The sequence below is a fragment of the Marinobacter xestospongiae genome, from assembly GCF_023156385.1.
Classification (GTDB): Bacteria; Pseudomonadota; Gammaproteobacteria; order Pseudomonadales; family Oleiphilaceae; genus Marinobacter; species Marinobacter xestospongiae.
In genome coordinates, this window is record NZ_JAKZAK010000004.1 from 145,468 (window position 1) to 170,071 (window position 24,604).

Consider the following 24,604-nt stretch of genomic DNA (forward strand, 5'->3'; position numbering starts at 1 on the left):
TCTGTTGTGATTCAGGCCGGCGCCTGGTCGGACAGACGCTCGGTATTGATGGTTTGTGACTCTTCGTCGTGGAGGCGGTCCTGCCGGGCCGCCACTTCCTGGATCTCATGCTTTTTCATGAGATCCGCGAGGCTGATCTCACTGAGGAACTGATGGATCTGCTGGCTGAGGTCGGACCAGAGATGGTGGGTCAGGCACTTCTCGCCCTTCTGACAGTCACCCTTGTTGCCGCAACGGGTGGTGTCCAGGGATTCGTTCACCGCATCCACCACTTCGGAAATGAAGATGGCGTCGGTGCCACGACTGAGGCGATAGCCACCGCCAGGCCCACGCACGCTGGCAACCAGCTGGTGCCGGCGCAGGCGCGCGAAAAGCTGCTCAAGATAGGACAGCGAAATCTCCTGGCGGGTGGAAATGTCCGCCAGGCTGACAGGGCCTTCCCCACCATGAAGCGCGAGGTCCAGCATGGCGGTGACCGCATACCGGCCTTTGGTGGTCAGTCGCATAGTGTTAGCCTTGACTGCACGGATGTACGGGGTTCACGGTAGTTGAGTATGAATTGACCAACTATTTCAGTCAAGTATTCCCCGACCGCCCTCACCCGTGCTTGTCCGCCTCCTCCCGCACACAATCGAAGTCTTCGTCATCCAGCGGCGGCAGAGCACCGTTGCGATAATCCTTGTTCACCTTCTGCAAGGCCTTGCACATATTCTCGATACGGTCGTCGACCGCATGCATGTGATCCAGCAGCGCCCGCACCGAGCGCGCCACCGGGTCCGGCATCTCGTCGGTCACACCGTAGGCATCAAAGCCCATGCGCTCTTCCATCTCGCGACGGCGGGCATCATCACCTTCCTTGTCCTTATGCTTGACGATGACCCGTCCGGGAATTCCCACCACCGTGGCGCCCTCGGGTACGGCCTTGGTCACCACCGAGTTGGAGCCGACCTTGGCGCCTTCACCAACTTCAAACGGCCCCAGAATCTTGGCACCGGCGCCTACAACCACGCCGTTACCCAGGGTGGGATGGCGCTTGCCCTTGTTCCAGCTGGTACCGCCCAGCGTCACACCCTGATAGAGGGTAACGTCATCGCCGATCACCGTGGTTTCCCCGATCACCACGCCCATGCCATGGTCAATAAAGAACCGCCGGCCAATGGTGGCGCCGGGGTGGATTTCGATCCCGGTAAGCCAGCGGGAAATGGTCGACACGGTTCGCGCCAGCCACTTGAGGCCCAGGTTCCAGAGCCAGTGGGCAAAACGGTGAAGCAGCAGTGCGTGAAGCCCGGGGTAGTTGGTCAACACCTCAAAGGTGTTGCGCGCCGCCGGGTCGCGGTGAAATACGCTCTGCACGTCTTCTTTCAAACGACTAAACATGATCCTTATCCTGCACCTGTGAATCGCTGTCGGGCGCGGCCTGCGGCTGGTCACCCGCTGCTTTCTGAACTGCGCTTAGAACACCACGCAAGATGTTGATTTCCATCTGGTCCATCTGCGCGCGCTGGAACAGTCGCCGCAGCCGGGTCATCAACTGGCGGGGGTTGTCGCGACGGTGGAAGTCGATGGCCTCCAGGGTTCCCTCAAGATGGCCGAAGAAACCCTCTACGTCCTTCACCGATGCCAGCGGCACATCCCAGCCCGGGTCTTCCGGCGAGGTCATCGATCCAAGGTAGGGGCGACTCTCCTGCTCTTCAAGCCCCCGCAGGTAATGCATCCGCAGTTCGTAGCTCACCACCTGAACCGCCATCGCCAGATTCAGTGAGCTGTAATCCGGATTCGATGGAATGTGAATGTGGTAGTGACATCGCTGCAGCTCGTCGTTGCTCAAGCCATTGCTTTCACGCCCAAACACCAGGGCAACCGGCCCCTGGGCGGAGTATTCCGCAGCCTTGCCAACGGCCTCCGCCGGCGGAATGACCGGCCAGGGTACCTTGCGCCCGCGGGCGCTGGTACCCATCACCAGCACGCAGTCCTCAATCGCCTCGTCCAGCGACCCCACGACCCGGGCCTGATCCAGCACATCCGAGGCCCCGGAGGAGCGGGCGTAGGACGCCTCGTCCGGAAACGATGCCGGATTCACCAACCACAGGTTGGCCAACCCCATGTTTTTCATCGCCCGCGCAACGGCGCCGATATTGCCCGAGTGGGACGTTTCCACCAGCACGATACGAATCTGGGGGTAGTTGGCTTGGGTGGCCTCTCCGGGCAGGGCGGGCTTGAGCATGGTGTCGGTTCTCTCAACAGCGAAAGGTCGAATGGGGCGCCATAATACCAGAACCCGGCCCCGCCCTGCCCGTTCGCAGTTGCCGAGACCGTCCGACGGCAATTACTTAGGAACCTTCTGGTTAACTCAAAGCTAAAAAACATACAAGGAAAACCGGGGTTTTGGTATGATACGCGACCTTCCATACACCCAGGTAACGTACAGTCTGATGCAACCAGCAATTAAAATGGCTCTGCGCGTTGCGCGCCAGGGTTCTGACTACCTCAAAGCGCATTTTGAACGCCAGGACCCAGCCGATAAAGACGCCACCGAGCGAAACCAACAGCTCGACCGGGTCGCCCAGTCCATCTATGAGAATTTCTCGGAGCAGCTGCAGAAGGCCTACCGGGACCACGTCATCGCACCCATCAACGATGCCGACGCCGGCGATGCCGAGCGCTCCTGGCACATTTTCCCGATCCTGGGTCGCGAAAACTTCCTGCTTTGCCTGCCGGATTTCGCTCTGGCCCTGGTCCAGAAAAAAGACAACCGCACTGAGAACCTGCTGCTGATCAACCCGATCACCGGCGAGGAATACACCGCCAGTCGCGGTCAGGGCGCAGCCCTCAACAGCCGCCGCGTACGCGCCGGTACGGTTCGCCACCTCGACAAGGCAACCCTGGTCAGCAACCTGCTGTCCCAGGCCAAAGGCCAGGACGACCCGCTGATCTGGAGCGAGATGGCCGTCACCCTGGCCCAGCAGAGCGCCAGCTTCCGCACCGCCAGCTGCGTCGCCCTGGACCTTGCCCGGGTTGCTTCCGGCCGCCAGGACGCCGCCGTCATCTTCCGCCCTCAGGCTGAAGACCTGACCATCGGCCTGACCATCGCCAAGGAGGCCGGCGCGCTGACCAGTGACTTCGCCGGCAACCCCTCCAGCGACGGCGCCCGCCAGCTGGTGGTAGCGAACCCGAAGCTGTTCCGGGAAGTGCTGAAGTCCCTGCACCCGTTTAACGGTCGCCTGCCCCGCTAGGGCCGCAGCGACAGGCTGATCTCCAGTTACGAGAGATCAGCCCGGGGATACAGAAAGACCGCGGTGGGTTGCCCCAGCGCGGTCTTTTTTTGTGCCGACGAAACGGATCTACATCCGATTGAGCCATTCCGGCGGCTGCTCTTCCTCGTCGCCTTCACCGGTTCCCTCTTTCGGCGGGACAATCATATCGTCCCGGGTTACGCCCAGAGACACCAGCAGGTTGGCTGAGACGTAGATGGAGGAATAGGTACCGACAACCACACCGATGATCAGCGCCAGCGCGAAGTTGTTGATTGCTTCGCCGCCCAGGAAATACAGCGCCAGCAGCACCACCAAGGTGGTCCCGGAGGTGTTGATGGTCCGGCTGATGGTCTGGTGGATCGACTCGTTGATGATCTCCTCTGGGTCTTCAATCCGCAGCTTGCGGAAGTTCTCCCGGATTCGATCCGCCACCACGATGGTGTCGTTCAGCGAGTAGCCGATCACCGCCAGCAACGCCGCCAGCACACTCAGGTCGAAGGTCCACTGGAACAGCGCAAACACCCCCAGAATGATGATGACGTCGTGGGCCAGCGGCACCACCGAGGCAATGCCGAACTTGAACTGGAAGCGCATGCCGACATACACCAGCACCACAGCCAGAGCGATCAGCAGCCCCAGGCCACTGTCTTCCTTGAGCTCATCCCCCACCTGGGAGCCAACGAACTCGGAGCTCACCAGCTTCAGCTGATCGCCGTCGGCCATCAGCGCGGCGGTGATCTCTTCCGCCAGCTTGTCGTTGCCGGACTCCGCCAGACGCACCAGCACCAGCGTGTCGGCACCGAAGTTCTGCACCACGAACTGGTCATAGCCGGCGTCAGTGAGAGTCGCCCTGACCTCATCCAGCTGCGGCGGCTGCTGATACTCCAACTCCACCGAGGTGCCCCCGGTAAAGTCGAGGCCCAGGCTCAGGCCACGGGTGGCCAGCAGCACAACGGCCACCACCACCAGAACAATGGACAACAGTGAGGCCGGCTTGCGCAGCCCCATGAAGTCGAACGGTCGCTTCGCTGATTCAGACATTGGCCAGTTTCCCTCCGATCGACAGTTTCTCGACGTTACGGCCGCCGTAGACCACGTTGACAATGCCTCGACTTACCATCAGACCGGTAAACATCGAGGTCAGGATGCCCAGACACAGGGTCACAGCGAAGCCTTTGACCGGACCGGAACCCATGGCGAACAGGATGATCGCCACCAATAACGTGGTGATGTTGGCATCCAGAATCGACACAAACGCCCGCGAGTAGCCGGAATGAATCGCCGACTGGGGCGGCGCCCCGGCCTTGAGCTCTTCACGAATACGCTCGAAGATCAGCACGTTGGCATCCACTGCCATACCCACGGTGAGAACAATACCGGCAATGCCCGGCAGCGTCAGAGTGGCCGACAGGATCGACATGCAGGCCACCAGCAGCATCAGGTTCAGCGTCAACGCGACGTTGGCCACCAGACCGAAACCGCGGTAGTACACCAGCATGTAGATCAGCACCAGCAGGAAGCCGAGGGTAACGGACATCACACCGGCATCGATGTTCTGCTGACCCAGGCTCGGCCCAATGGTGCGCTCCTGAACAAAGTACATCGGCGCTGCCAGGGAGCCGGCACGCAGCAGCAGGGCCAGCTCGGACGCTTCCGGCACCGAATCCAGACCGGTGATCCGGAAACTGCTGCCAAGAGCTGACTGAATGGTCGCCAGACTGATGATGCTGCGCTCTTCCACGCGCCGCTCCACCGACTGCAACTCACCGTCGACCAGATGGTCTTCGGTCTCGGTCTTGAACTCAATGAACAGCACCGCCATGCGGCGCTGAATGGCGTTCTTGGTGGCCCGGTACATCAGATCACCACCCACTGAATCCATGGTGATGTTGACCTGGGGCTGACCGTTCTCATCGAAGGCCTGCTGGGCATTCGCCACATTGTTACCGGTGGCGATGATTTCCCGCTCCAGCCGCGCGGTGCGGCGGGCCTCGTCACGGAAGGGATACACCTCGATCTCGCTGGCTTCGGCATCCGGACGCGCTTCCAGACGGAACTCCAGATTGGCCGTCGCCCCCAGTACCCGCTTAGCCTGGGCGGTATCCTGGACACCCGGCAGCTCAACAATGATGCGCTCAGTCCCCTGGCGCTGCACCAGCGGCTCCGCCACACCCAGCTCGTTGACCCGGTTGCGGATGGTGGTCAGGTTCTGCTCCAGGGCGTAGTCCTGAATCTGTTTGACTTCGGCGTCTGACAGCGTCAGCACCAGCTCGAACTGGTCACCGTTGCGACGCTCTTCCAGCAGGAACTGGGTGTGCTGCTGGCGAATCAGGCTGAACGCCTCATCCCGGTCAGCTTCGTCGCGGAAGGTCATGGCGATCTGACGACCACCCAGAACATCGCCGCCACGGTAACGGATGCGCTCTTCCCGCAGCTCGCGCTTGATCTGGCCGGAGAAGGCTTCCATCCGCTGCTGCAGGGCCGAATCCATATCCACTTCCAGCAGGAAGTGGACACCACCGCGCAGGTCCAGACCCAGCTTCATCGGGCCGGCACCCACACTGCGGAGCCATTCGGGGGTGGATGGCGCCATGTTCAGCGCCACCAGATACTCCTTGCCAAGAGTGGCCTGGACCAGGGGACGCGCCTTGAGCTGGTCGTCCCCGTTGGTCAGGCGGATCAGGCCGTTGCGTTCCTGCAACGACTCTGACTTGATCTCGATTCCGGCGTCCTGCAGTGCCCGGCTCGCCCGCTCCAGCGTACGCTGATCGACCTCCGTGCTACTTCGGGCCCCGGTGATCTGTATCGCGAAATCGTCGGGATACAGGTTGGGCAACGCGTAAATAAACCCGATCGCCAAGGCGAACAGGATGATCAGGTTCTTCCAGAGCGGGTACTTGTTCAGCATGGGGTCCCTTAGTCCTAACCGGTCTTCGGAATCAGTGAGTCAACGGATCGACTCAGATATCCTTGAGGGTTCCTTTCGGCAGGGCCGCCGCAACCGCCACTTTCTGTACCTTGATTTCCACGTTGTCGGCAATCTCGACCACAATAAAATCGTCGGTTACCTTGGTGATCTTGCCGGCAACGCCACCGGAGGTCACTACTTCGTCGCCCTTGTTCAGGCCGGACATCAGTGACTTGTGCTCTTTCGCACGCTTGGACTGGGGACGCCAGATCAGCAGGTAGAAGATCAGGATGAAGCCGGCAAAGAAGATGATCTGCCCCATCACGCCCATCTGGCCAGGCGCCTGCTCCTGAGCCATCGCCACGCCCGGCACGATCGACGCCAGGCCGGCCATCCACAGTTTCAGTGATTTCATTGGTTTCTCCGTTAATCAGATTTGAGGTAAATCGCTTGCAGCCGGCGCACCCTGCCCCTGTCGGGCACCGATCACGCCGGCGGCTCGAATTCTGTAACCGTACTGCCGCCGCTGGCGACATTTTCGCAGGCAACGAGCCCAGAGATGAGGGCGTCGTCAGTCAACTTCAAGGGGCGGTACCGGTTCGCCCCGGCGCTCATAGAAGGCCGCGACGAAGTCGGACAATGTACCCGCTTCAATGGCCCCGCGCAAACCAGCCATCAGGTTCTGATAGAACCGCAGATTGTGGATGGTATTGAGCTGGGAGCCAAGCATTTCTCCACACTTATCAAGATGATGCAGGTAGCTCCGGGAGAAGTTCTTGCAGGTGTAACAATCGCAGGTGTCGTCCAGAGGCCCGGTGTCATGACGGTTGCGGGCGTTGCGGATCTTGACGATGCCGGTGGCGGTAAAGAGGTAGCCGTTACGGGCATTGCGGGTGGGCATGACGCAGTCAAACATGTCGACCCCGCGACGCACCGCCTCAACGATGTCCTCGGGACGGCCAACGCCCATCAGGTAGCGGGGCTTGTCCGCCGGCATCTTGGGCGGCAGATGGTCCAGGATGCGGATCATCTCGTCCTTGGGCTCACCCACCGAGAGACCGCCAATGGCATAACCATCAAAGCCGATCTGCTCCAGACCTTCCAATGAGCGGTCCCGCAGCTCCGGGTACATACCGCCCTGGACAATACCGAACAACGCTGCCGGATTGTCACCGTGGGCCTGACGACTACGGGCCGCCCAGCGCAAGGACAGCTCCATCGATTCACGGGCCTGCTTCTCGGTGGCCGGGTACGGCGTGCACTCGTCAAAGATCATGACGATGTCGGAGCCCAGGTCGCGCTGAACCTGCATCGCGATCTCAGGGTTCAGTTCCACCGGCGAGCCGTCCACCGGCGAGCGGAACGTCACACCCTGTTCGGTGATCTTGCGCATTTCGCCCAGACTGAACACCTGGAAGCCGCCGGAGTCGGTAAGGATCGGACCCTGCCACTGGGTGAAGTCATGCAGATCACCGTGGGCCTTAATCACCTCTGTGCCCGGCCGCAGCATCAGGTGGAAGGTGTTGCCCAGAATGATGTGGGCACCGATCTCCTCGATGTCCCGGGGCAGCATGCCCTTGACGGTGCCGTAGGTGCCAACCGGCATGAAGGCCGGCGTCTCCACCGTACCCCGTGGAAAGGTCAGCCGACCACGACGGGCCTTGCCGTCACTGCCGAGGTGTTCGAAGGACATGAAGCAATCGCTGCTCACGATGATTCTCCCGCTTGTGACTGTCCGGCCAGCGAACCCAGGCTGGGCTCCTGACCAGTAATAAACATACCGTCGCCGTAACTGAAGAAACGATAGCGCTGATCCACCGCTTCGCCATAGGCCGCCATCACATGGTTGTAGCCGGCAAACGCACTCACCAGCATGATCAGGGTGGACTCCGGCAGGTGGAAGTTGGTGACCATGGCATCCACGGTCTGGAACCGGTAGCCGGGACGGATAAAGATATCGGTCTCCCCGCGGAAGGTGCGTAACACCCCGCCACGGCTGGCCGACTCCAGGGAACGGACCGAGGTGGTGCCGACGGCGATCACCCGACCACCCCGCTCACGGGTCTGGCGCACGGCTTCCACCGTCTCTTCCGGCACCTGGGCGACTTCGCTGTGCATGACGTGATCTTCGATGCGATCCACCCGCACCGGCTGAAAGGTGCCGGCTCCCACATGAAGGGTGACAAACGCCGTGCGCACCCCCTGTGCCTGCAGCCGCTCAATCAGGGCTTCGTCGAAATGCAGGCCCGCGGTGGGCGCCGCCACCGCACCGGCCTCGCGGGCATAGACGGTCTGGTAGCGCTCTCTGTCCGCCTGTTCGTCCGGGCGATCAACGTAGGGCGGCAACGGCATGTGCCCGATGCGCTCGAGCACGTCCAGCACCGGCTCCGGAGCTTCGCAGCGAAGCAGGAACAGCGCCTCGCGACGCTCCTCCATCCGCAGCACCGTGCCGTCTTCTAACAGCACCCGCTGCCCCGGTTTGGGCGGTTTGGATGCGCGAACGTGAGCCAGCAACTGATGATCATCCAGCAGACGCTCCACCAGAACTTCCACCTGGCCCCCGGTTTCCTTGCGGCCAAACAGGCGCGCAGGAATGACCCGGGTGTTGTTGAACACCAGGAGATCGTCAGGATGCAACAGGGATGGCAGGTCGGAGAAGGTGTGGTGACCGGTGTGTCCGGTGAGACCGTCCAACGTCAGCAGACGGGACGCGCTTCGCTCGGGCAGTGGGTAACGGGCGATCAACTCGTCCGGCAGATCAAAGTGAAAATCGGAGACATTCATCGACAGGACTGTTCAGTGGTACCGCGAGGGCGGTCGGTATGTGATTGGGGAGAGTGACCATTGCCACTCCCCTCAGCCCGGCCGTCGATGCAGACCGGCCCGGTCTTCAAATACTGGTACCAGCGGGCGGACTCGAACCGCCACGCCCGTGAAGGCGGGGGATTTTGAATCCCCTGTGTCTACCAATTTCACCACGCTGGCATCGGAGAGATTGGCAATTATACCGACGCGCCTTGTGAAATCAACAGGCTATTCAGTCCGTCGTCCGCAATCGCTACAACCGGTCGAATAACGACAACCGTGAGACCTGGGCAAACGACTGCTGGGCCGCCTGCAGCACGAAACTCTGGAAGGTCAGGTTGCTGATGGCCTCGGCGTAGTCCACGTCCTGCAGCTGGGAGCGGATGTCCTTGGTGTACACCGAAGAATCCTCCAGAAACACCGAGGTGGTCTCCACGGAATTGAGCCGGCCACCGATCTCGGTCTGGGTACTGATCAGGCTTTCCTGGATGTTGTCCATGTTTACCAGGGAATCCGCCACCAGGGCATCGTAGGCTTCGTTGCCACCCTGGTAGTTGGCGCTGGTCACCGGCGGTGCCGCCCCCAAATCAAGATCCTCCGCCTTGGCCCCGGTTACCTGTAACGCACCGGTGTAATCCGGCCAGGGCGGAACCTTGGGATCGGGGTCCTGGGCGCTGATGTTCAGGTCCTGACCACCGGAGCGGATCACCACGTTGCCATTCTCGATGCTGGCCGTAATGCCCTGCTCCGCCAGCTCGGTGTGGTTGTTGATCAGGTCCCGCAGGTCGGCGTTGGTCTCGGTCCCGGTGAAGACCGCACCCGCCCCCCCCTGAGGCACACTCAAACCGTTGATGTAGAGCTTGCCGCCGGTGGGCGCGAAGTTGGTGACTGTCGCCCGTGCCCGGCCCTTGGCCTGGTTCTCGAGGCCGTAGATCAGCTTCTCGATGCTGGTGAACATGCCCTGGCGCTCAGAGGTCTTGATATCGAAGGTGTCGTTGACGTCCGGAATGCCATGGATTTCAAACTGGATACCTTCAAACTGGATGCTCTCGCCACTGATGAAGTTCCCGGTGGCCACCGTGGTCGGCGGTTGCTCGCGGGTCACCACCTCGTAGTCCAGGCCGCTCGGGGAACCGCCATTGGCGACAAAGCGCACCTCCAGATCAACACCCCCATTGCTGTCGTAGAACTGGTTGTAAAGATCCTGGTCCACCACCATGCCGGTACTGATGCGGGCGCCGGATACGTTGTCGCCTCCCGCTTCGGCAAAGAAGGTGCGATCAGCGCTGGCAATGTCCACGAACAACCCCTTGCCATGATCACTGATCGGTACCGTAACCCCCTCATCCAGCTCCAGCTTGCGCTGGCCTTCATCCCCCTGGTAGACCCAGTTGCCGGAAATGTTCTTGCCAAACGCCGGCACTTCCCCCTGGAAGCCACTGAAGATGTACTCGCCGGATGCGTCCCGGGCGTTGCCCAGAGTCGCCAGCTGATCCAGCCGCTCCCGCAGTTCCGAGGCGATGGACTGCCGGTCGCTCGGGGTCAGCGCGCCATTACCCGCCTGAACCGTCAGCTCCCGCACCCGCTGGACCACATCCAGCATGCTCGAGATGGCATTCTCTTCCTGCTGCAGACGGTTCTCTGCCAGGCCGGCATTGCGCTGGAACTGCTCGATGCGCGCCACTTCCTGGTCCAGCTTGAGGATTCGCGCCGCCGCCACCGGATCATCTGAGGGCTGGTTTACCCGCTTACCGGTGGACACCTGCTGGCTGGTCTGCTGCAGGCTGGCGTTCAGATCCTGCAGCCGGCTGATACCGCTGGAGAAAATCTGCTGGGATGAGATTCTGATCATAGTCGCTCACCAATTTCCGTTATCGGAAGGTCGACAACAGGGTGTCGAACAGACTCTGGGCCACGCTCATAACCTGGGCCGAGGCGTTGTAAGCGGCCTGATACTGGATCAGCCGCCCGGCTTCTTCGTCCAGGTTGACCCCGGACACGGACTCGCGTTGGTTCACCGATTGCTGCAGCAGCGCCTCACTGGAATCCAGGTCAAGCTGGCTCTGGCGGGTTTGCACCCCAATGGTCTCCACCAGGCCGCCGTAGCCCTCGGTGAGGTTTTGCGAGCCGTTGTTCATGGTGTTCTTGCCGGCCAGCGCCGCCATCAGTTCGGCGTTGCGGTTGTCCGACACACCCTCGGTGTTGTAGCCGATGTTAAAGGTGTCTCCCGCCTGCGGGTTGCCGCTGATCTCGAACTGGAAGCCCTGGTAGTTCGGATCGGTGGGGTCCTCACTGAACAGCTTGTTGGAAATGCCCGGGGTGTAGACGTTCTGTGGCGGCGTGGCACTGCCCGTCACCAGCACGTTGTTGGGGTCGTTGGCATCCACCACGTCGTACACCAGGGTGCCGCCATCATCCCGGAAGCGGATTTCCAGCGGCGGGTCCAGCTCCCCCTGGCTACGGAACCCCGGCAGGATGCCGTTCGACAGCGGGTTGCGGACGTTCAGCATCAACCCCTGATCAATCACCCCGTCGCCGTTGTTGCCGACGTTGGCTTCCGCCCGCACCGGGCTGGCAAAGGCCAGATCCTCTTCCCGCTCCACCTCCAGCGAAATCGATTCCGCAGCGTTACGGGTGGGCTGAATCTGGTAGCTGTCACCCGGGTTGAAGGTGCCGTCGTTGATCTGGATATTGAACCCGGGCATGCCGATCTCAGCCGGCAGCGGGTCCGGCAGACGGCCCTGTTTGACCACTTCACCGGATTGGCTGTCGATCACCTCGTAGTTGCGACCGTCGCCTGAGAACTGCAGGTTCCAGCTGCCCGAGATCAGCGCGTTGCTGTCGCTGATCTCGACGCCAATGTCGGCATCCCCCGGTGGCAGATTGTTGCCGTTGGCAATCACCCTGCTGGACATCGCCTCCGGCGAGTTGATATCAGAGAAGAACAGACCACCCAGGTCGCCCTCCAGGTCCATACCAATCTCGTGCTGGTGATTGATGTTGTCCTGCAGGGCAATGGCCACCCGGCCCAACTCATCAAACGCGGTTTTCAGGGATTCCTGTTCAAAGCGCCGCAGCCCTCCCAGGGACCCGCCGGTGATCTGGCTGTCGATCGGTACCTGACGCCCGGCATCCAGCAGGGTGAACTCCAGGAAAGCCGGGTCTTCCACGCTGGGCCGTGTCGACAGCTGGGAGGCATCCGCCCCCACTACCAGCGCCTGACCATTGCCCAGCATGACGTTGACCTGATTGCCCTCGGTGTGGAGCACCCGAATGCCCACCAGCTCCGACAGCTCACGCAGCTTCTCGTCGCGCTTGTCCAACAGATCGTTAGGCAGCCGACCCTGGGCAATACCCGGGCTGTTGGAGATCGCCAGGTTCAGCTCGGCAATGCTGGACATCAGGGTGTTGGCATCTTCAACGCCCTGGCGCATCTGCAGCTTGACCGACTCCCGCTGCTGGATGAACTCGGCCTGCAGAGACTGGAAGCGATCCGCCACCGCCTTGGCCTCACTCAGCACCGACTGTCGCTGGGGCAGCGACGCCGGGTCTTCCGCCGCACTCTGGAGACTGGCAAAGAAGTTGTTCAGGACATCGTTAAGCCCGGTGGTCGAGGACCCCAGCAGGTTGTCCAGTCGGCTGAGCTCCTGATTCAGCGCTTTCTGTTCGGACTGCAGCGAGGTGTCTGAACGCACCTGCTCCACCAGGTACTCATTCGCCACCCGGCGGATGTTGGAGATGTTGACCCCGGTGCCCACCGTACCGGCACCGGTGCGCAGGCCGCGCTGGCTTTCGAACAGCACTTCCTGACGGCTGTAGCCGGGCGTGTTGGCATTGGTGATGTTGTTACCGGTGGTATTCAGGGCTGACTGATGGCCCAGCACACCGGACAAACCAATTTGAATCAGATTGGCCATAGCGTTTTACCCTCGGAACCTATCCGTCAGCTCCCGGGGACGACTGCCCGGAGGCACCCACCGGCTGGTTCATCGTCTCGCCGGCCATGATCCGGCGAATCTTGTTGGCGTAATGCGGGTCGGTCGCATAACCCGCAGCCTGCAACTGGTCAGCGAACTGCGCCGGGTCTTCGGCGGACGCCAGCACCTCGCGATAGCGGGGATTCGACTTCAGGAAATCAACATAGTCGTGGAAACTGGCCTGGTAATCCGGGTAGGCCCGGAACTGCGCCCGCTCACTCATCCGCACGCCATCCCGGTACTCCGAGGTGGCGATGTTGACGGAATCCCCCTGCCAGCGCCCGTCGGCCTTGATACCGAACAGGTTGAAACTCGGCGCACCCTGCTCCCCTTCGATCATGTGGCGCCCCCAACCAGTCTCCAACGCGGCCTGCGCCACCATCAGCCGGGGATCAATACCGGAATCCGCCGCGGCCGCTTCCGCCAGGGGCAGCAACTGACTGACAAACTGCTGTGGCGACTCGAACCGGGACGGCAAGACGCTGTCGGTCGCCGGCGCCGATGACGCCGCCACCGCCTTCACTTCCGCAAGCCGCTCCGGCAGTTGCCGCGACAGTGACGGCAGACTGCGGTCGTAGGCGGCAATGTCGGCCTTGTGGCCGGCCCGACGCTCACCTTCGGCGGACATCCCCGGAATCTGGCGACTGAGCTGACGCACCAGGGTGTCCGACAGCCCCAGCCCCTGGTCGGACAAGGTCAGACTGAGCTGATTGTCGAACATGTCCTGATAGAACTTGGACTGCTGGCTGTTGAGCAGGTTGCCCTCGGAGAACACCTCGTTGGCTTTGCGCATGGATTTCATGATCTCGGTGAGGAACAGGCCCTCGAACTGCTTCGCCACTTCCTCCAGCGCCGCCTTGCGATCAGAGCGCGCTTCCGCCTTCAGCGCGTTGAGACCGCCGAAGTCGGTGTAGATGCGGGATTGCTGTAGTCGTGGGTCCTGCATGACGCTACCTCAGATCACAATCAGTTCGGCCCGCAGGGCGCCGGCCTGTTTCAGCGCTTCAAGCACCGCCATGACATCACCCGGCGCCGCGCCGACCTGGTTCACTGCCTGCACAATCTCGTTAAGGGTGGTCGCCGGACCAAACTGAAACATCCGCGCCGGGTCTTCGGTCACCGCAATCTGGGTGTTGGGAGTCACCACCGTGTCACCATTGGCAAACGGGTCCGGCTGGTTCACTTCCGGGTTTTCCTGAATGGTGACGGTCAGGTTGCCATGGGTAATGGCCGCCGGGCTGACCCGCACGTTCTGCCCCACCACGATGGTGCCGGTGCGGCTGTTAATGACCACCTTGGCGGCGTCTTCGGCTGGGTCGACCTCCAGGTTCTCCAGGATCGACAGGAAGCTGACCCGCTGGGACGGGTCCCGTGGCGCCTTGACGGAGATCGACGTGGCATCGTGGGCATAGGCCATATCCGGCCCCAACATGCCATTGACTGTCTCCACCACCCGCCGTGCCGTCGTGAAATCCGGCTGCAGCAGGTTGAAGGTGATGGTGTCACCGCGACTGAACGGCGACAGCACCTCGCGCTCGATGGTAGCGCCATTGGGAATGCGACCCACGCTCGGCACGTTCACGGTAATCCGCGAACCGTCAGCGCCGGCGGCACCAAAGCCACCCACCACCAGGCTACCCTGGGCCATGGCATAGACCTGGCCGTCAGCGCCTTTGAGAGAAGTCATCAGCAGACTGCCACCCCTCAGACTGTCAGCATTGCCGATGGAGGAGACCGTCACATCCATTTCCTGCCCCGGCTTGGCAAACGGCGGCAAGGTGGCGTGTACCGTCACCGCCGCCACATTGGCGAGGTTGGGGTTGGTGCCTTCCGGCAGGGTCACACCGAACTGGTTCATCATGTTGCGGAAGGTCTGGTTGGTGAACGGCGCCTTGTCACCGGTGCCGTCCAGCCCCACCACCAGGCCGTAGCCCACCAACTGGTTGTTACGCACGCCCTTGATGCGGGCCAGGTCCTTGAGCCGGTCGGCCAGCACCGGCGCCGCCACGAGAGCCAGAACCAACAGCAGTGCCGTACTTCTCAGCCTGTTCATAACGGCCACCACTCACTATTAAAGAACCGTGCCAGCCAGCCCATCTGATTGGCCTGATCGAAATCGCCGGTGCCACCATAGGCAATGCGGGCGTCGGCGATCCGGGTGGACGCCACAGTATTATTCGGGGCAATGTCCTGAGGCCGGACCATGCCGGTCAGGCGGATAAACTCGTCACCATTGGTCAGAGACAGCCACTTCTCGCCTCGGATGCGCAGCACGCCGTTGGGCAGCACTTCCGTCACTGTAACGGTGATACTGCCGTTCAGACTGTTGCTCTGGTCCGCTTCGGCCTGGCCCTCAAAATCCCGCTCAAAGTTGGCGCTGGTGTTGATGCCCAGGTTGGCCTTGCCCAGCAGAATCGGCTCCGGAATCGACAGTTCGTTGTCCTTGGTGATGCTGCTCTCCGCTGACTTGCTCGCCTGCGTGGACTCCTGCAGCGTCACGGTGAGGATATCCCCGACATTGAGTGCAACGGTGTCGCCATAGAAGTTGTAGTTGCGGGAGGTCTGGTAGATCGACCCGGTGTGGGGATCGCGAGCCATCATTTCCTGGGGCCGCACCGGAGCGTAGGCCGGATCATCCGGTATCGCCCGGGGCCGGGTCATTGCCGTGCAACCTTCCAGCAACACCAAGAGCGCCACCAGAGCCGGCATGCCGACCCGGCGGTACCCGTTGGTCTGGGTGTTGTTCCCATTCATGACAGTCACCTCACTCATTGCCGCTACGCCCATCAGCCGATGTTGTTGGTGATGAACTGCAGCATCTGGTCGGTGGTGGAAACCACCTTGGAATTCATTTCATAGGCCCGCTGGGTGGTGATCATGTTGACCAGTTCCTCGACCACCTCAACGTTGGAAGCCTCGGTCATCTGCTGCTCGATACTGCCGAGTCCGCCAATACCCGCTTCGCCTTCATTGGGGTCACCGCTGGCGTTGGTGGCCCGAAACAGGTTGTTGCCGATGGCCTGCAGGCCCTGGGGATTGACGAAGTCCACCAGCGTAATCTGCCCCAGGTTGACCGGATTGGCCTGGTCATCCACCACCACAGACACGGTGCCATCCTTGCCAATAGTCACTTTGGTGGCGTTGTCGGGAATGGTGATGTTCGGCTCCAGGGTGTAGCCGTCCGGATTCACTACCTCACCGTCGGCATTGAGCTGGAACTGCCCGTCGCGGGTGTAGGCAATGCCACCGTCGGGCAGCAGGATCTGGAAGAAGCCCCGACCGTCCACCGCCATATCCAGCGGCTGCTGGGTGTTCTGCAGGTTGCCCTGAGTAAACTGCTTGGTGGTACCCACCACCCGTACACCGGTACCCAGCTGCAGCCCCGAAGGCAGCTCGGTGTTCTGCGAACTGAGACCGCCGGGCTGGCGGTGAATCTGGTACAGCAGATCCTGGAACACCGCGCGATCGCGCTTGAAACCGGTGGTGTTGACGTTGGCCAGGTTGTTGGAAATGGTGGACATGTTGGTGTCCTGGGCACTCAACCCGGTTTTACTGACCCAAAGTGCTGGATGCATGCTCTACTCCTCGGCCGGTGGCATGGCGGCCAACTGTTGCCGCCTGGCGCCATCAGCGCTGTGAAACAGGTTCGTTATCAGAGGTTCTGCAACAGACGTGCCGCCGCCTCGGAATTGGACTGGGAGGTACTCATGACCTTCACCTGCATTTCGTACTGCCGCGACAGTTGCAGGTTGGAGATCATCTCGGACACCGCATTGACGTTGGAGGCCTCCAGAAACCCGGTGGCCACCCGCAGATTGCCATCCGGCGGCTCCGGGCCGTCCAGCGCCTGGTCAGGCTTGCGACGCAGGTAGCCATCCTCACCTTTCTCCAGGGCATCGGCCGGAGGATTCACCAGCTTCAGCCGGTCGATATCCACCAGCTGATCGGGCGGACCACCGGCTGGCACAATGGAAATGGTGCCGTCGGCACCGATTTCCAGGCTGTCAAACGGCGGCAAGGCCACCGGGCCACCATTGCCCATCACCAGGTCGCCATTGCGATTGCGCAGCAGGCCGTTGACGTCCACCTGCAGGCTGCCGGAACGACCGAACACCTCTTCGCCCTGACCATTCTGGACCGCCAGCCAGCCGTCACCTTCCACCGCCACATCCAGCTTGCGACCGGTATCCATCAGCGCGCCGGCGGACAGATCGGTGCCGGGCCTCTCGGTCATGGCGTAGGCGCGGGTGGGATGATGCTCACCAAACACCGGCATACTCCGGGCCTGGGCGAAATCCCGCTTGAAACCGGTGGTGTTGGCGTTGGCCAGGTTATTGGCGTGGGCCCGCTGGGCCAGCATGTTCTGCTTGGCGCCTGACATGCCGATGTAGAGGGACTTATCCATGCGGAAAACTCCTGCCGGAACTTTGACTGATAGCAGGGTTAATGCAGAACTTGTGCCAACAAGCAAGAATGAGAGCCGGTCACCGGGAATCCGGGCCGCAGAAATAGAAGGGACAGAAGCAACAAGCGACTCCCGGGTCCATCTTACGAACCCGGGAAGCTGCGCTAACGGTTATCAGCGGAGGTTGATGATGGTCTGGGTGACCGCATCAGAGGTTTCAATGGTCTTGGCGTTGGCCTGATAGTTACGCTGGGCGATGATCAGGTTCACCAACTCTTCGGACAGGTCAACGTTGGACTCTTCCACCTGGCTGGCCTCAATCGACCCCAGAGTGCCGGTCTCCGGCTGACCAATCACCGGCTGACCGGACTCAAAGGTCTCCACCCAGGTGGTGTCCCCCACCGGGGTCAAACCATCAGTATTGCTGAAGGCCGCCAATGCTACCTGTCCCAACGCCTGGGACTGGCCGTTGGTGTAGCGGGCAAACAGCACCCCTTCCGAGGATACGTCCAGCCCCGCCAAGCGACCGGTGGTGTAACCGTTCTGATTCTGGTCGTTCACGCCAGATGACGTGCCGTACTGGGTCGTCTCCGACAGCCCGATCACAAAAGCGGAACTGGTGGGGGGATCCGGAATCGGCGTCTCGATGACGGTACCAGGAGGTGGTGGGCCATCAGCACCGTTGGGATCGCCGTTCTCATCTTTCGGCACCCAGTCGCCGATCACCATTTCACCGGCCTGATCGCCGTTGATGGATTGCAACCGACCATCTTCCGTAAAGCGGGCGACAAACGGCGTGGAATCCGTACCTCCGACAAATTCACCGTCAATCTGGACGTAGATGGACCATTGGCTCGCCCCCACACCGTTACCCGGCGCCGGATTTTTGACGAAATACTGGGTCATCTCATGGGAGTTGCCCAGACTGTCATAAATCTTGGTGGACGTGGCGTAGTTGTAGGTCTTCTGATCCAACGGGTTGAACTGGTTGGTCACCTGGGGAGCCCGGGCACCCCAGGCCGTGGCAAAGGCACTGGCGGCATCGTCAGAGGTCAGGTCGGCGACATCCCGATCGGTGGTAATTCGAATCGTGGCCAGCTCTTCCGGCTGATTCACCGTGGTAGCGTTATTGGTGTAGCTGGCCGCCAGTGGATTGCCGCTGTTGTCGATCAGTCGCAACTCGCCGGTGGCATCGTCCACCGACGCGGTGACCGAGTTGGCACTGGAGTTGTTGATGGCGTCAGCCAGGGAGTCGAGATCCGTGACCCCCGAGGTATCCACCGGCACGGCGACGCCATCCACCTGCACTTCGAAGCTGAAACCGCCGGCAGTGATGAAGGCGTTATCCAGGGGCGGCGCCTGGCCGGTCATATTCAGGATGGTCTGGGCCGACGCCCCCACGCCGTCTTCCTGATCCAACAGCGAGACCACGTCAGTCGCGGAGATCGGATCGGGATTGGGCGCCGGGATCACAATGTCCCGAGTGCTGCCATCTTCGTAGGTCAGAGTCAGGGTCTCACCGGCAAACCCGGCTGCCGGCACGGTGACATCTCCCAGTATGTTGACCTGCCGCTCCAGCACCGACTGGCGGGAATCCAGGTTCAGATCGAAATCGATCTGGGTGGTACGGCGGGGCGCCAGGTTGTCGGTGTCGATACGCAGGTCACCGCGAACGCCGGACAGGTTGCCGTCGTCGTCGGCCTCGTAGCCCTGAACCCGCATGTTCTGGTTGTTGACCACGTAGCCGTCTTTATCAACGCCGAACTGACCGGCGCGGGAATAGCGGGTCTCACCGCCATTGTTGAGGATAAAGAAGCCGTCCCCGTCGATGGCCATATCCAGAGCATTGTCGGTAAAGCTGATGTTGCCCTGACCGAAGCTCTGGCGGACATCCTGCACCCGCACGCCGTCACCAACGGAGTTACTGCCAGCACTCAGAAAACCACTGGAGTACAGGTCTCCAAACTGCACTCGGCTGGATTTGAAGCCCACGGTGCTGGCGTTGGCAATGTTGTTGCCGGTGACATCCAGATCAACCGAAGCTGCCCGCAATCCACTAAGACCCGTATTGAAAGCCATGTTACACCTCGAATTTCAGATTCTGGATCAATTGATCTGGTAGACGTCGGCAAGGGCCACCGAGCCCTGCCCCGCCAGGTTAAGCGTGATTTCACCCGCGCCACCCAGTGAAACACTGTCCACGTTGGCGCTGATGAGGGTGCCAAGCTGTTCGGTGCCGGAAGGGTAACTACCCTCCGCAACGAACTCGTACTTGCCGGGCGGCAACGGATCGCCGTTGGCGTCATTGCCGTCCCAGGTGAATTTCTCGTAGCCCTTGGCCGCCTGACCCAGATCAATCTGCCGCACCAGCTCACCGGCGCTGTTCTTGATGGAGATCTTCAGGTTGGAGGTGGAAGCCTGTACCGCCACCGCGCCTTCAATCTCGCCTTCGCTCACCAGCTTGGCGGCCGTACCCGGCACCAGCACCGTCCGCCCCACCATGGCGGAAGCCTGCAGGGCCTGGGTAGAGCGGAATTCGCCCACCACGTTGTCCACCGCACTGGAGACTTTCTGCATTTCTTCCAGGGAACTGAACTGCGCCAGCTGGGCAATGAACTCGCCGTTGTCCTGTGGCTCCAGTGGGTTCTGGTTCTTCAGCTGCGCGAGCATCAGCTCCATGAACTCGCCCTGGCCCAGCTCATCACTGCCCTTGGCCTTGTCGTCCTGTTTGATGCCGTACTGACTCAGGAACTCACTGCTGGTTGTGCTGTTAACCGCACTCATGGCTTATTCCTCGCGTCTTATTGCTGTCCCAGGGTCAGAATCCGCTGCATCATCGACTTGGCGGTGTTCATCACGTCCACGTTCATCTGGAAGCTGCGGGATGAGGACATCATGTCCGCCATTTCTTCCACCACGTTGACGTTGGGGTAATACACATAGCCGTCTTCGTTGGCGGCGGGATGATCCGGCTCATACCGCATCTGCAGCTCGGCCTGACTCTCTACAATACCTTCCACCCGCACACCGGCGCCCAGGGCATCGTCACCGGCAGCGGCAACGCCTTGCCACCCCTGGTCGGGGTTGAGCATCTGCTGCTGGATGGCGGCGAACACCGGCTTGCGGGCACGGTAGGTGGTATCGGTACTGGAACTGGCGGTCTCGGCGTTGGCAATGTTCGAGGCGGTGGTGTTCAGTCGCAGCGACTGCGCAGTCATACCGGAGCCGGCAATGTCAAAGATGCTGCCTAGGGACATGATGAATCTCCTGATTAATCCTGGGTCGCTGTGTTACTGGCCTTTCAGGGCCTTGTTCAAACCACTGAACTTGGCGTTCAGGAACTGGAAGCTGGCCTGGTAATCCATGGCATTACGCATGAAGCGGCTCTGCTCCTGTTGGCTGTCGACCGTATTGCCGTCAATTGAGGGCTGATGGGGGTTGCGGTACATCAACTCGCCATTGCCGCCGCCAGTGCCATCATCCAGGTGGCCAGCGTGGGTTCGCGCCATTTCGAAGCCGCTCATCGACTCCTGAGCCCGGGCCATCATCGCCTGGAAGTCCACGTCCCGGGCCTTGTAGCCGGGGGTATCCGCGTTGGCCAGGTTGTTGGCCAGCACCTCGGCGCGTTTTACCCGCGCCTGCAAAGCGTGTTCGTGAATGCCCAGTGCCTTGTCAAAGGTGATTGCCATACTGCCTCCGGAACAGCCGTTCTGAGCCCGTCAAGTTGGGCGATAGGTCGTCTTTCCAGAGTCAAAGCAATTGCGATGCCAGTTTCTTGGCAGGATACGGAAGGTCAGGAATGGCGGGGGATGCGGTCAAACGGGAGAGGAATAGGAGATGTGGGTGGCGCAGCCGCTGGCGGCAACCACCCGGAAAAGCGGCAAGGTCTTTCCCTATGGCGTGTCCGGCCAGGAGCGGACAAACTCGGCCACCGACAAACGCGGCACCGACGGTTTGCTGTCCGCTACGGAGCCGACGTACAGGAAGCCGGCGATACTCTCTTCCGCCTGCAACCCGAGCCCCTGTTTCACCCGCTCGTCATAGGCCAGCGCCCCGGTCCGCCACATACCACCAAAACCCGCGGACTGCAGCGCCAGCAGCATATACGCCAACCCCGCCCCGGTGGACAGCACCTGCTCCACCTCCGGCACCTTGGGATGCTCGGTTGGGCTGGTGATCGCCACCACCAGCATGGGCGCCCGCATCGGCATGCGTCGAAGCTTGTCTTTCTCAGCCTCGGTGTCGGCCGTGCTGGCGAACAGCTCGCCCAAACGCACCAGCCCCTCGCCTTCAATCACCAGATACCGCCAGGGGCGCAAAAGCGCATGATCCGGCGCCCGTGCGGCACATTCGAAGACCTGCTCCAGCAGCGCCTGATCCGGCGCGGGGGCGATCAGTCGGGGTTCCGATGAACGGTTGAGAATGGCGTCAATTACCTCGGTCATAATCCTTCCGGCTAACGGGTTAAGGTGCCGCAATCAAGCGGCACAATGGCTGCAGATCAGGCCACAAACTGCCAGAATTGTGCAGTTCAGGCAATGCTGTTAGTCTTTAGTCGTAGTTTCGTGGCGAATGCCGCCGTGGCAATTGCCAGGTTATCGAAACACGACAATCTACCTCCTATAACATTCAATAAACAGGTAGTGGCAACATGAGCGACGATCGCCGATTCAACAGCTTCAGCGAGTTCTATCCGTTTTATCTGGAAGAACACCGGCACCCGACCTGCCGTCGCCTCCATTACCTTGGCAGCCTGCTGGTTCTGGCTGTCGCCGCTTACGCCCTGGTCAGCGGCCGTTTCGCACTACTTTGGCTTCTGCCCGTGATCGGCTATGGATTTGCCTGGGTTGGTCATTTCAAATTCGAGAAGAACCGGCCAGCCACCTTCAAGCATCCTCTCTACAGCCTGTTGGGTGATTGGGTGATGCTCAAGGACATGCTGGTAGGACGGATCAGGTTCTAGGATGATGAACGCTCCTCTCAATATGGGGAAAGCGCTGGTGCTGGATGGAAACAGCACGCCGGTCGCGGTCCCACCCATGCCCGACTATAACGGTCGGGTGGTCGCCTATACCGCCACCGCACTGATTATCGCCCTCGGTATGTTCGAGGGCCTGTTCGGCGCCAACATGTACGGTCTGCTTGCCGGCTGCCTGATCTGGCCCCACATTGCCTGCTACCTCAGTCGCCGCACCCTGCTCCGCAAGTCCAACCGCATACGCCAGAAAATGCTGATGCTGGACTGCATCTTTGGTGGCGCCTGCATCGGCACCTGGGGACTGATTCTGGTTCCCTCCGCCGCCGTGGCGCTGATGATCATGTTCAGTTGCCTGATCGTGGGCGGGATTCGCCAGTGGTTGCTGGGCATGGTGCTGCTCGTTGTCAGCACCTCCGCCGCGGTGGCGCTCAATGGTGTGCCTGCATCGCTCCAGGCGCCGATCTGGACCACGCTGGTATCCCTGCTGGCCACCGGCACCTACATCTGCGTCACCGCCTATTACGCCCACCAGCAGGCGCGCTCGCTGATGCTGGCCAAGACCCAGATCCAGAATCAGCGCGAGCAGTCCATCGCCCTGTCCCACAAACTGTCGAAGTACCTGTCACCGCAGGTCTGGCAATCCATCTTTACCGGCGAGCGGGACGTCCGACTGGAAACCCAGCGCAAGAAGTTGGCCATTTTCTTCTCCGACATCAAGGGATTCACCGACCTGTCCGAGGAGATGGAACCGGAAGCGCTGACCGAACTGCTGAACCACTACTTCAACGAAATGTCGGAGGTGGCCCTCAAGTACGGCGGCACCATCGACAAGTTCGTTGGCGACTCGATCATGGTGTTCTTCGGCGACCCCACCAGTCGCGGCCAGCGCGAAGACGCGTTTGCCTGCGTTTCCATGGCCATCGAGATGCGCAAGCACATGAAGATCATGCGCCAGAAGTGGCGCAGCCAGGGCATCAAGACGCCACTGGAGATCCGCATGGGCATCAGCACGGGCTACACCACCGTCGGCAACTTCGGCGCTGAGAACCGCATGGACTACACCATCATCGGCAAGGAAGTGAACCTGGCCAGCCGCCTGGAATCCCTTGCCGAGCCTGGCGAAATTCTGGTGTCCTACGAAACCTTCTCCCTCATCAAGGACCGGATCATGTGCCGGGACAAGGGCGAGATTACGGTGAAGGGCTTTGGTCGCCCGGTGCCCATCTACGAGGTGGTGGACTTCCGTCGTGACATGGGGCCAAACCGCAGTTTCCTGGAACACGAACACAGCGGCTTCGCCATGTACCTGGATTCGGAGAAGGTCACCGAGAAAGAGCGGCAGTCGATTCTGAGCGCACTCGAGGATGCCGCCGACCGGCTCCGCCAGGAGGATGTCTGAAACAGGAGCGGTGACAGCCGGGACAGCTGGCCGCTCCCGCGGAATGACTACTGGCGCACCAATCGCAGTGACGGCACCGCGCCCGGCTCGGTACTGCGCCAGGGATTGATGTCGAGCCCGCCGCGTCGGGTGTAGCGGGCACAAACCGTCAGTTTCTCCGGCTGGCAGCGCTCCATCAGGTCCATGAACACCGTCTCCACGCAATGCTCGTGGAAGTCCTGTTTCTGCCGAAACCCCACCACGTACTGCAACAGCGACGGGCGATCAATGGCCGGACCGGTGTACTCGATGGTCAGGGTGCCCCAGTCAGGCTGGCCGGTCACCGGGCAGTTGCTCTTCAACAGATGGGAACAGAGCTTTTCGGTCACCACGTCGCCACCGGCATGCAGCAGCTCCGGCTGGTATTCATAGGCCGCCACTTCCACCGCTTCGTCGTCGATCGACTCGAATCCCGCTGGACGACCAATCGCCTCACCGTCATCGTCCACGCTGTGCAGGGTCATATGAACCGTGGCGCCGCAGGCGCTGGAAAGATCCTTTTCCACCACTGCCTTGACCCGTTCCGGAGACGAAAACACGGTCTGATTGAGGGAGTTGAGGTACAGCTTCCAGGATTTCGATTCAATCAGCGAGGGCGATGCCGCCGGTACACGGAACTCTGCCCAGGCCACCGCCGGCACACCGGATGGACGCAGCCAGGAGATTTCCCAGGCCTGCCAAAGATCTTCCCCGAACCAGGGCCAGCGGCCGTCGTCCAGCCCCAGCCGACGCCGGTTGTCATCCCGGGGCACCGGGAAAAGCAGGTCCGGGGTGTATTGGTCGGGGTACTCACTGCTTTTGCCCAGTGGGGCGTTGTGCAGGCTCATAGCAGTCCTCAA

The 24,604-nt window shown here is 61.2% G+C and carries 24 protein-coding genes and 1 tRNA gene; 3 read left to right on the plus strand and 22 right to left on the minus strand.

The features are described 5' to 3' along the window. Positions 1 to 11 precede the first annotated feature (11 nt). From iscR to trmJ, 3 genes are all read right to left on the minus strand, one after another. Positions 12 to 506, minus strand: a complete 495-nt coding sequence (iscR, locus tag MLD24_RS04065; RefSeq protein WP_227171409.1) for a Fe-S cluster assembly transcriptional regulator IscR — start codon at positions 504 to 506, stop codon at positions 12 to 14. A 91-nt stretch (positions 507 to 597) separates the two neighbouring features. Continuing rightward, entirely contained in the window at positions 598 to 1,377 is a 780-nt protein-coding gene (cysE, locus tag MLD24_RS04070) for a serine O-acetyltransferase (protein WP_248164366.1), read from the minus strand. Next, positions 1,370 to 2,224, minus strand: a complete 855-nt coding sequence (gene trmJ / locus MLD24_RS04075) for a tRNA (cytosine(32)/uridine(32)-2'-O)-methyltransferase TrmJ (RefSeq protein WP_248164368.1) — start codon at positions 2,222 to 2,224, stop codon at positions 1,370 to 1,372. The genes cysE and trmJ overlap by 8 nt, the downstream gene beginning before the upstream one ends. A gap of 208 nt (positions 2,225 to 2,432) precedes the next feature. On the opposite strand from trmJ, the gene MLD24_RS04080 reads away from it, so the two are divergent. After that, complete coding sequence (locus MLD24_RS04080; RefSeq protein ID WP_282450433.1) at positions 2,433 to 3,233, plus strand: inositol monophosphatase family protein; 801 nt, start codon at positions 2,433 to 2,435, stop codon at positions 3,231 to 3,233. Positions 3,234 to 3,341: 108 nt separating this feature from the next. Here MLD24_RS04080 and secF read toward each other — a convergent pair whose 3' ends face one another. The 18 genes from secF to MLD24_RS04170 form a co-directional block, all read right to left on the minus strand. Beyond that, positions 3,342 to 4,295: a protein translocase subunit SecF gene (secF, locus tag MLD24_RS04085; RefSeq protein ID WP_248164373.1), complete on the minus strand. Its 954-nt coding sequence runs from the start codon at positions 4,293 to 4,295 to the stop codon at positions 3,342 to 3,344. Further along, positions 4,288 to 6,162 (minus strand): protein translocase subunit SecD, encoded by a 1,875-nt coding sequence (gene secD, locus MLD24_RS04090; RefSeq protein WP_248164376.1) that lies wholly within the window; start codon positions 6,160 to 6,162, stop codon positions 4,288 to 4,290. Before secD ends, secF begins: the two co-directional genes overlap by 8 nt. 52 nt (positions 6,163 to 6,214) lie before the next feature. Beyond that, a complete protein-coding gene (yajC, locus tag MLD24_RS04095; RefSeq protein ID WP_228752813.1) occupies positions 6,215 to 6,577 on the minus strand; it encodes a preprotein translocase subunit YajC in 363 nt (120 codons plus the stop codon). A 156-nt stretch (positions 6,578 to 6,733) separates the two neighbouring features. Beyond that, positions 6,734 to 7,855: a tRNA guanosine(34) transglycosylase Tgt gene (gene tgt, locus MLD24_RS04100; RefSeq protein WP_227176113.1), complete on the minus strand. Its 1,122-nt coding sequence runs from the start codon at positions 7,853 to 7,855 to the stop codon at positions 6,734 to 6,736. 14 nt (positions 7,856 to 7,869) lie between these two features. Then, positions 7,870 to 8,946, minus strand: coding sequence for a tRNA preQ1(34) S-adenosylmethionine ribosyltransferase-isomerase QueA (queA, locus tag MLD24_RS04105; RefSeq protein ID WP_248164379.1), 1,077 nt, complete (start codon positions 8,944 to 8,946; stop codon positions 7,870 to 7,872). A 114-nt stretch (positions 8,947 to 9,060) separates the two neighbouring features. Further along, a tRNA-Leu gene (locus MLD24_RS04110) sits at positions 9,061 to 9,147 on the minus strand. A 73-nt stretch (positions 9,148 to 9,220) separates the two neighbouring features. Further along, the gene (gene flgL / locus MLD24_RS04115) at positions 9,221 to 10,819 is read right to left on the minus strand and encodes a flagellar hook-associated protein FlgL (RefSeq protein ID WP_248164381.1); all 1,599 of its coding nucleotides are present in this window, start codon (positions 10,817 to 10,819) and stop codon (positions 9,221 to 9,223) included. 19 nt (positions 10,820 to 10,838) lie between these two features. Continuing rightward, on the minus strand, positions 10,839 to 12,884 hold the full coding sequence (gene flgK / locus MLD24_RS04120; RefSeq protein ID WP_227171417.1) for a flagellar hook-associated protein FlgK: 2,046 nt from the start codon (positions 12,882 to 12,884) through the stop codon (positions 10,839 to 10,841). Positions 12,885 to 12,903: 19 nt separating this feature from the next. Further along, positions 12,904 to 13,890, minus strand: coding sequence for a flagellar assembly peptidoglycan hydrolase FlgJ (gene flgJ / locus MLD24_RS04125; RefSeq protein WP_227171418.1), 987 nt, complete (start codon positions 13,888 to 13,890; stop codon positions 12,904 to 12,906). Between the two features lie 9 nt (positions 13,891 to 13,899). Beyond that, positions 13,900 to 14,997 (minus strand): flagellar basal body P-ring protein FlgI, encoded by a 1,098-nt coding sequence (locus MLD24_RS04130; RefSeq protein ID WP_248164384.1) that lies wholly within the window; start codon positions 14,995 to 14,997, stop codon positions 13,900 to 13,902. After that, the gene (gene flgH / locus MLD24_RS04135) at positions 14,994 to 15,698 is read right to left on the minus strand and encodes a flagellar basal body L-ring protein FlgH (protein ID WP_248164386.1); all 705 of its coding nucleotides are present in this window, start codon (positions 15,696 to 15,698) and stop codon (positions 14,994 to 14,996) included. Before flgH ends, MLD24_RS04130 begins: the two co-directional genes overlap by 4 nt. Positions 15,699 to 15,730: 32 nt before the next feature. Then, entirely contained in the window at positions 15,731 to 16,519 is a 789-nt protein-coding gene (flgG, locus tag MLD24_RS04140) for a flagellar basal-body rod protein FlgG (protein WP_227171420.1), read from the minus strand. Between the two features lie 77 nt (positions 16,520 to 16,596). Then, positions 16,597 to 17,349: a flagellar basal body rod protein FlgF gene (locus MLD24_RS04145; protein WP_227171421.1), complete on the minus strand. Its 753-nt coding sequence runs from the start codon at positions 17,347 to 17,349 to the stop codon at positions 16,597 to 16,599. A 174-nt stretch (positions 17,350 to 17,523) separates the two neighbouring features. After that, positions 17,524 to 19,428, minus strand: a complete 1,905-nt coding sequence (locus MLD24_RS04150) for a flagellar hook-basal body complex protein (protein ID WP_248164388.1) — start codon at positions 19,426 to 19,428, stop codon at positions 17,524 to 17,526. A 27-nt stretch (positions 19,429 to 19,455) separates the two neighbouring features. Beyond that, positions 19,456 to 20,133, minus strand: a complete 678-nt coding sequence (locus MLD24_RS04155) for a flagellar hook assembly protein FlgD (RefSeq protein WP_227171423.1) — start codon at positions 20,131 to 20,133, stop codon at positions 19,456 to 19,458. A gap of 17 nt (positions 20,134 to 20,150) precedes the next feature. Then, a complete protein-coding gene (flgC, locus tag MLD24_RS04160; protein WP_227171424.1) occupies positions 20,151 to 20,606 on the minus strand; it encodes a flagellar basal body rod protein FlgC in 456 nt (151 codons plus the stop codon). A 33-nt stretch (positions 20,607 to 20,639) separates the two neighbouring features. Next, positions 20,640 to 21,038, minus strand: a complete 399-nt coding sequence (gene flgB / locus MLD24_RS04165) for a flagellar basal body rod protein FlgB (RefSeq protein WP_227171425.1) — start codon at positions 21,036 to 21,038, stop codon at positions 20,640 to 20,642. 204 nt (positions 21,039 to 21,242) lie between these two features. Beyond that, positions 21,243 to 21,794 (minus strand): nitroreductase family protein, encoded by a 552-nt coding sequence (locus tag MLD24_RS04170; protein ID WP_248164391.1) that lies wholly within the window; start codon positions 21,792 to 21,794, stop codon positions 21,243 to 21,245. 206 nt (positions 21,795 to 22,000) lie between these two features. Between MLD24_RS04170 and MLD24_RS04175 the strand changes: the two genes are divergently transcribed. Beyond that, entirely contained in the window at positions 22,001 to 22,312 is a 312-nt protein-coding gene (locus MLD24_RS04175) for an Mpo1-like protein (RefSeq protein ID WP_248164394.1), read from the plus strand. A gap of 1 nt (position 22,313) precedes the next feature. Then, entirely contained in the window at positions 22,314 to 23,726 is a 1,413-nt protein-coding gene (locus MLD24_RS04180) for an adenylate/guanylate cyclase domain-containing protein (RefSeq protein WP_248164396.1), read from the plus strand. 47 nt (positions 23,727 to 23,773) lie between these two features. Here MLD24_RS04180 and queF read toward each other — a convergent pair whose 3' ends face one another. Beyond that, the gene (queF, locus tag MLD24_RS04185) at positions 23,774 to 24,592 is read right to left on the minus strand and encodes an NADPH-dependent 7-cyano-7-deazaguanine reductase QueF (RefSeq protein ID WP_248164397.1); all 819 of its coding nucleotides are present in this window, start codon (positions 24,590 to 24,592) and stop codon (positions 23,774 to 23,776) included. Positions 24,593 to 24,604 lie beyond the last annotated feature (12 nt).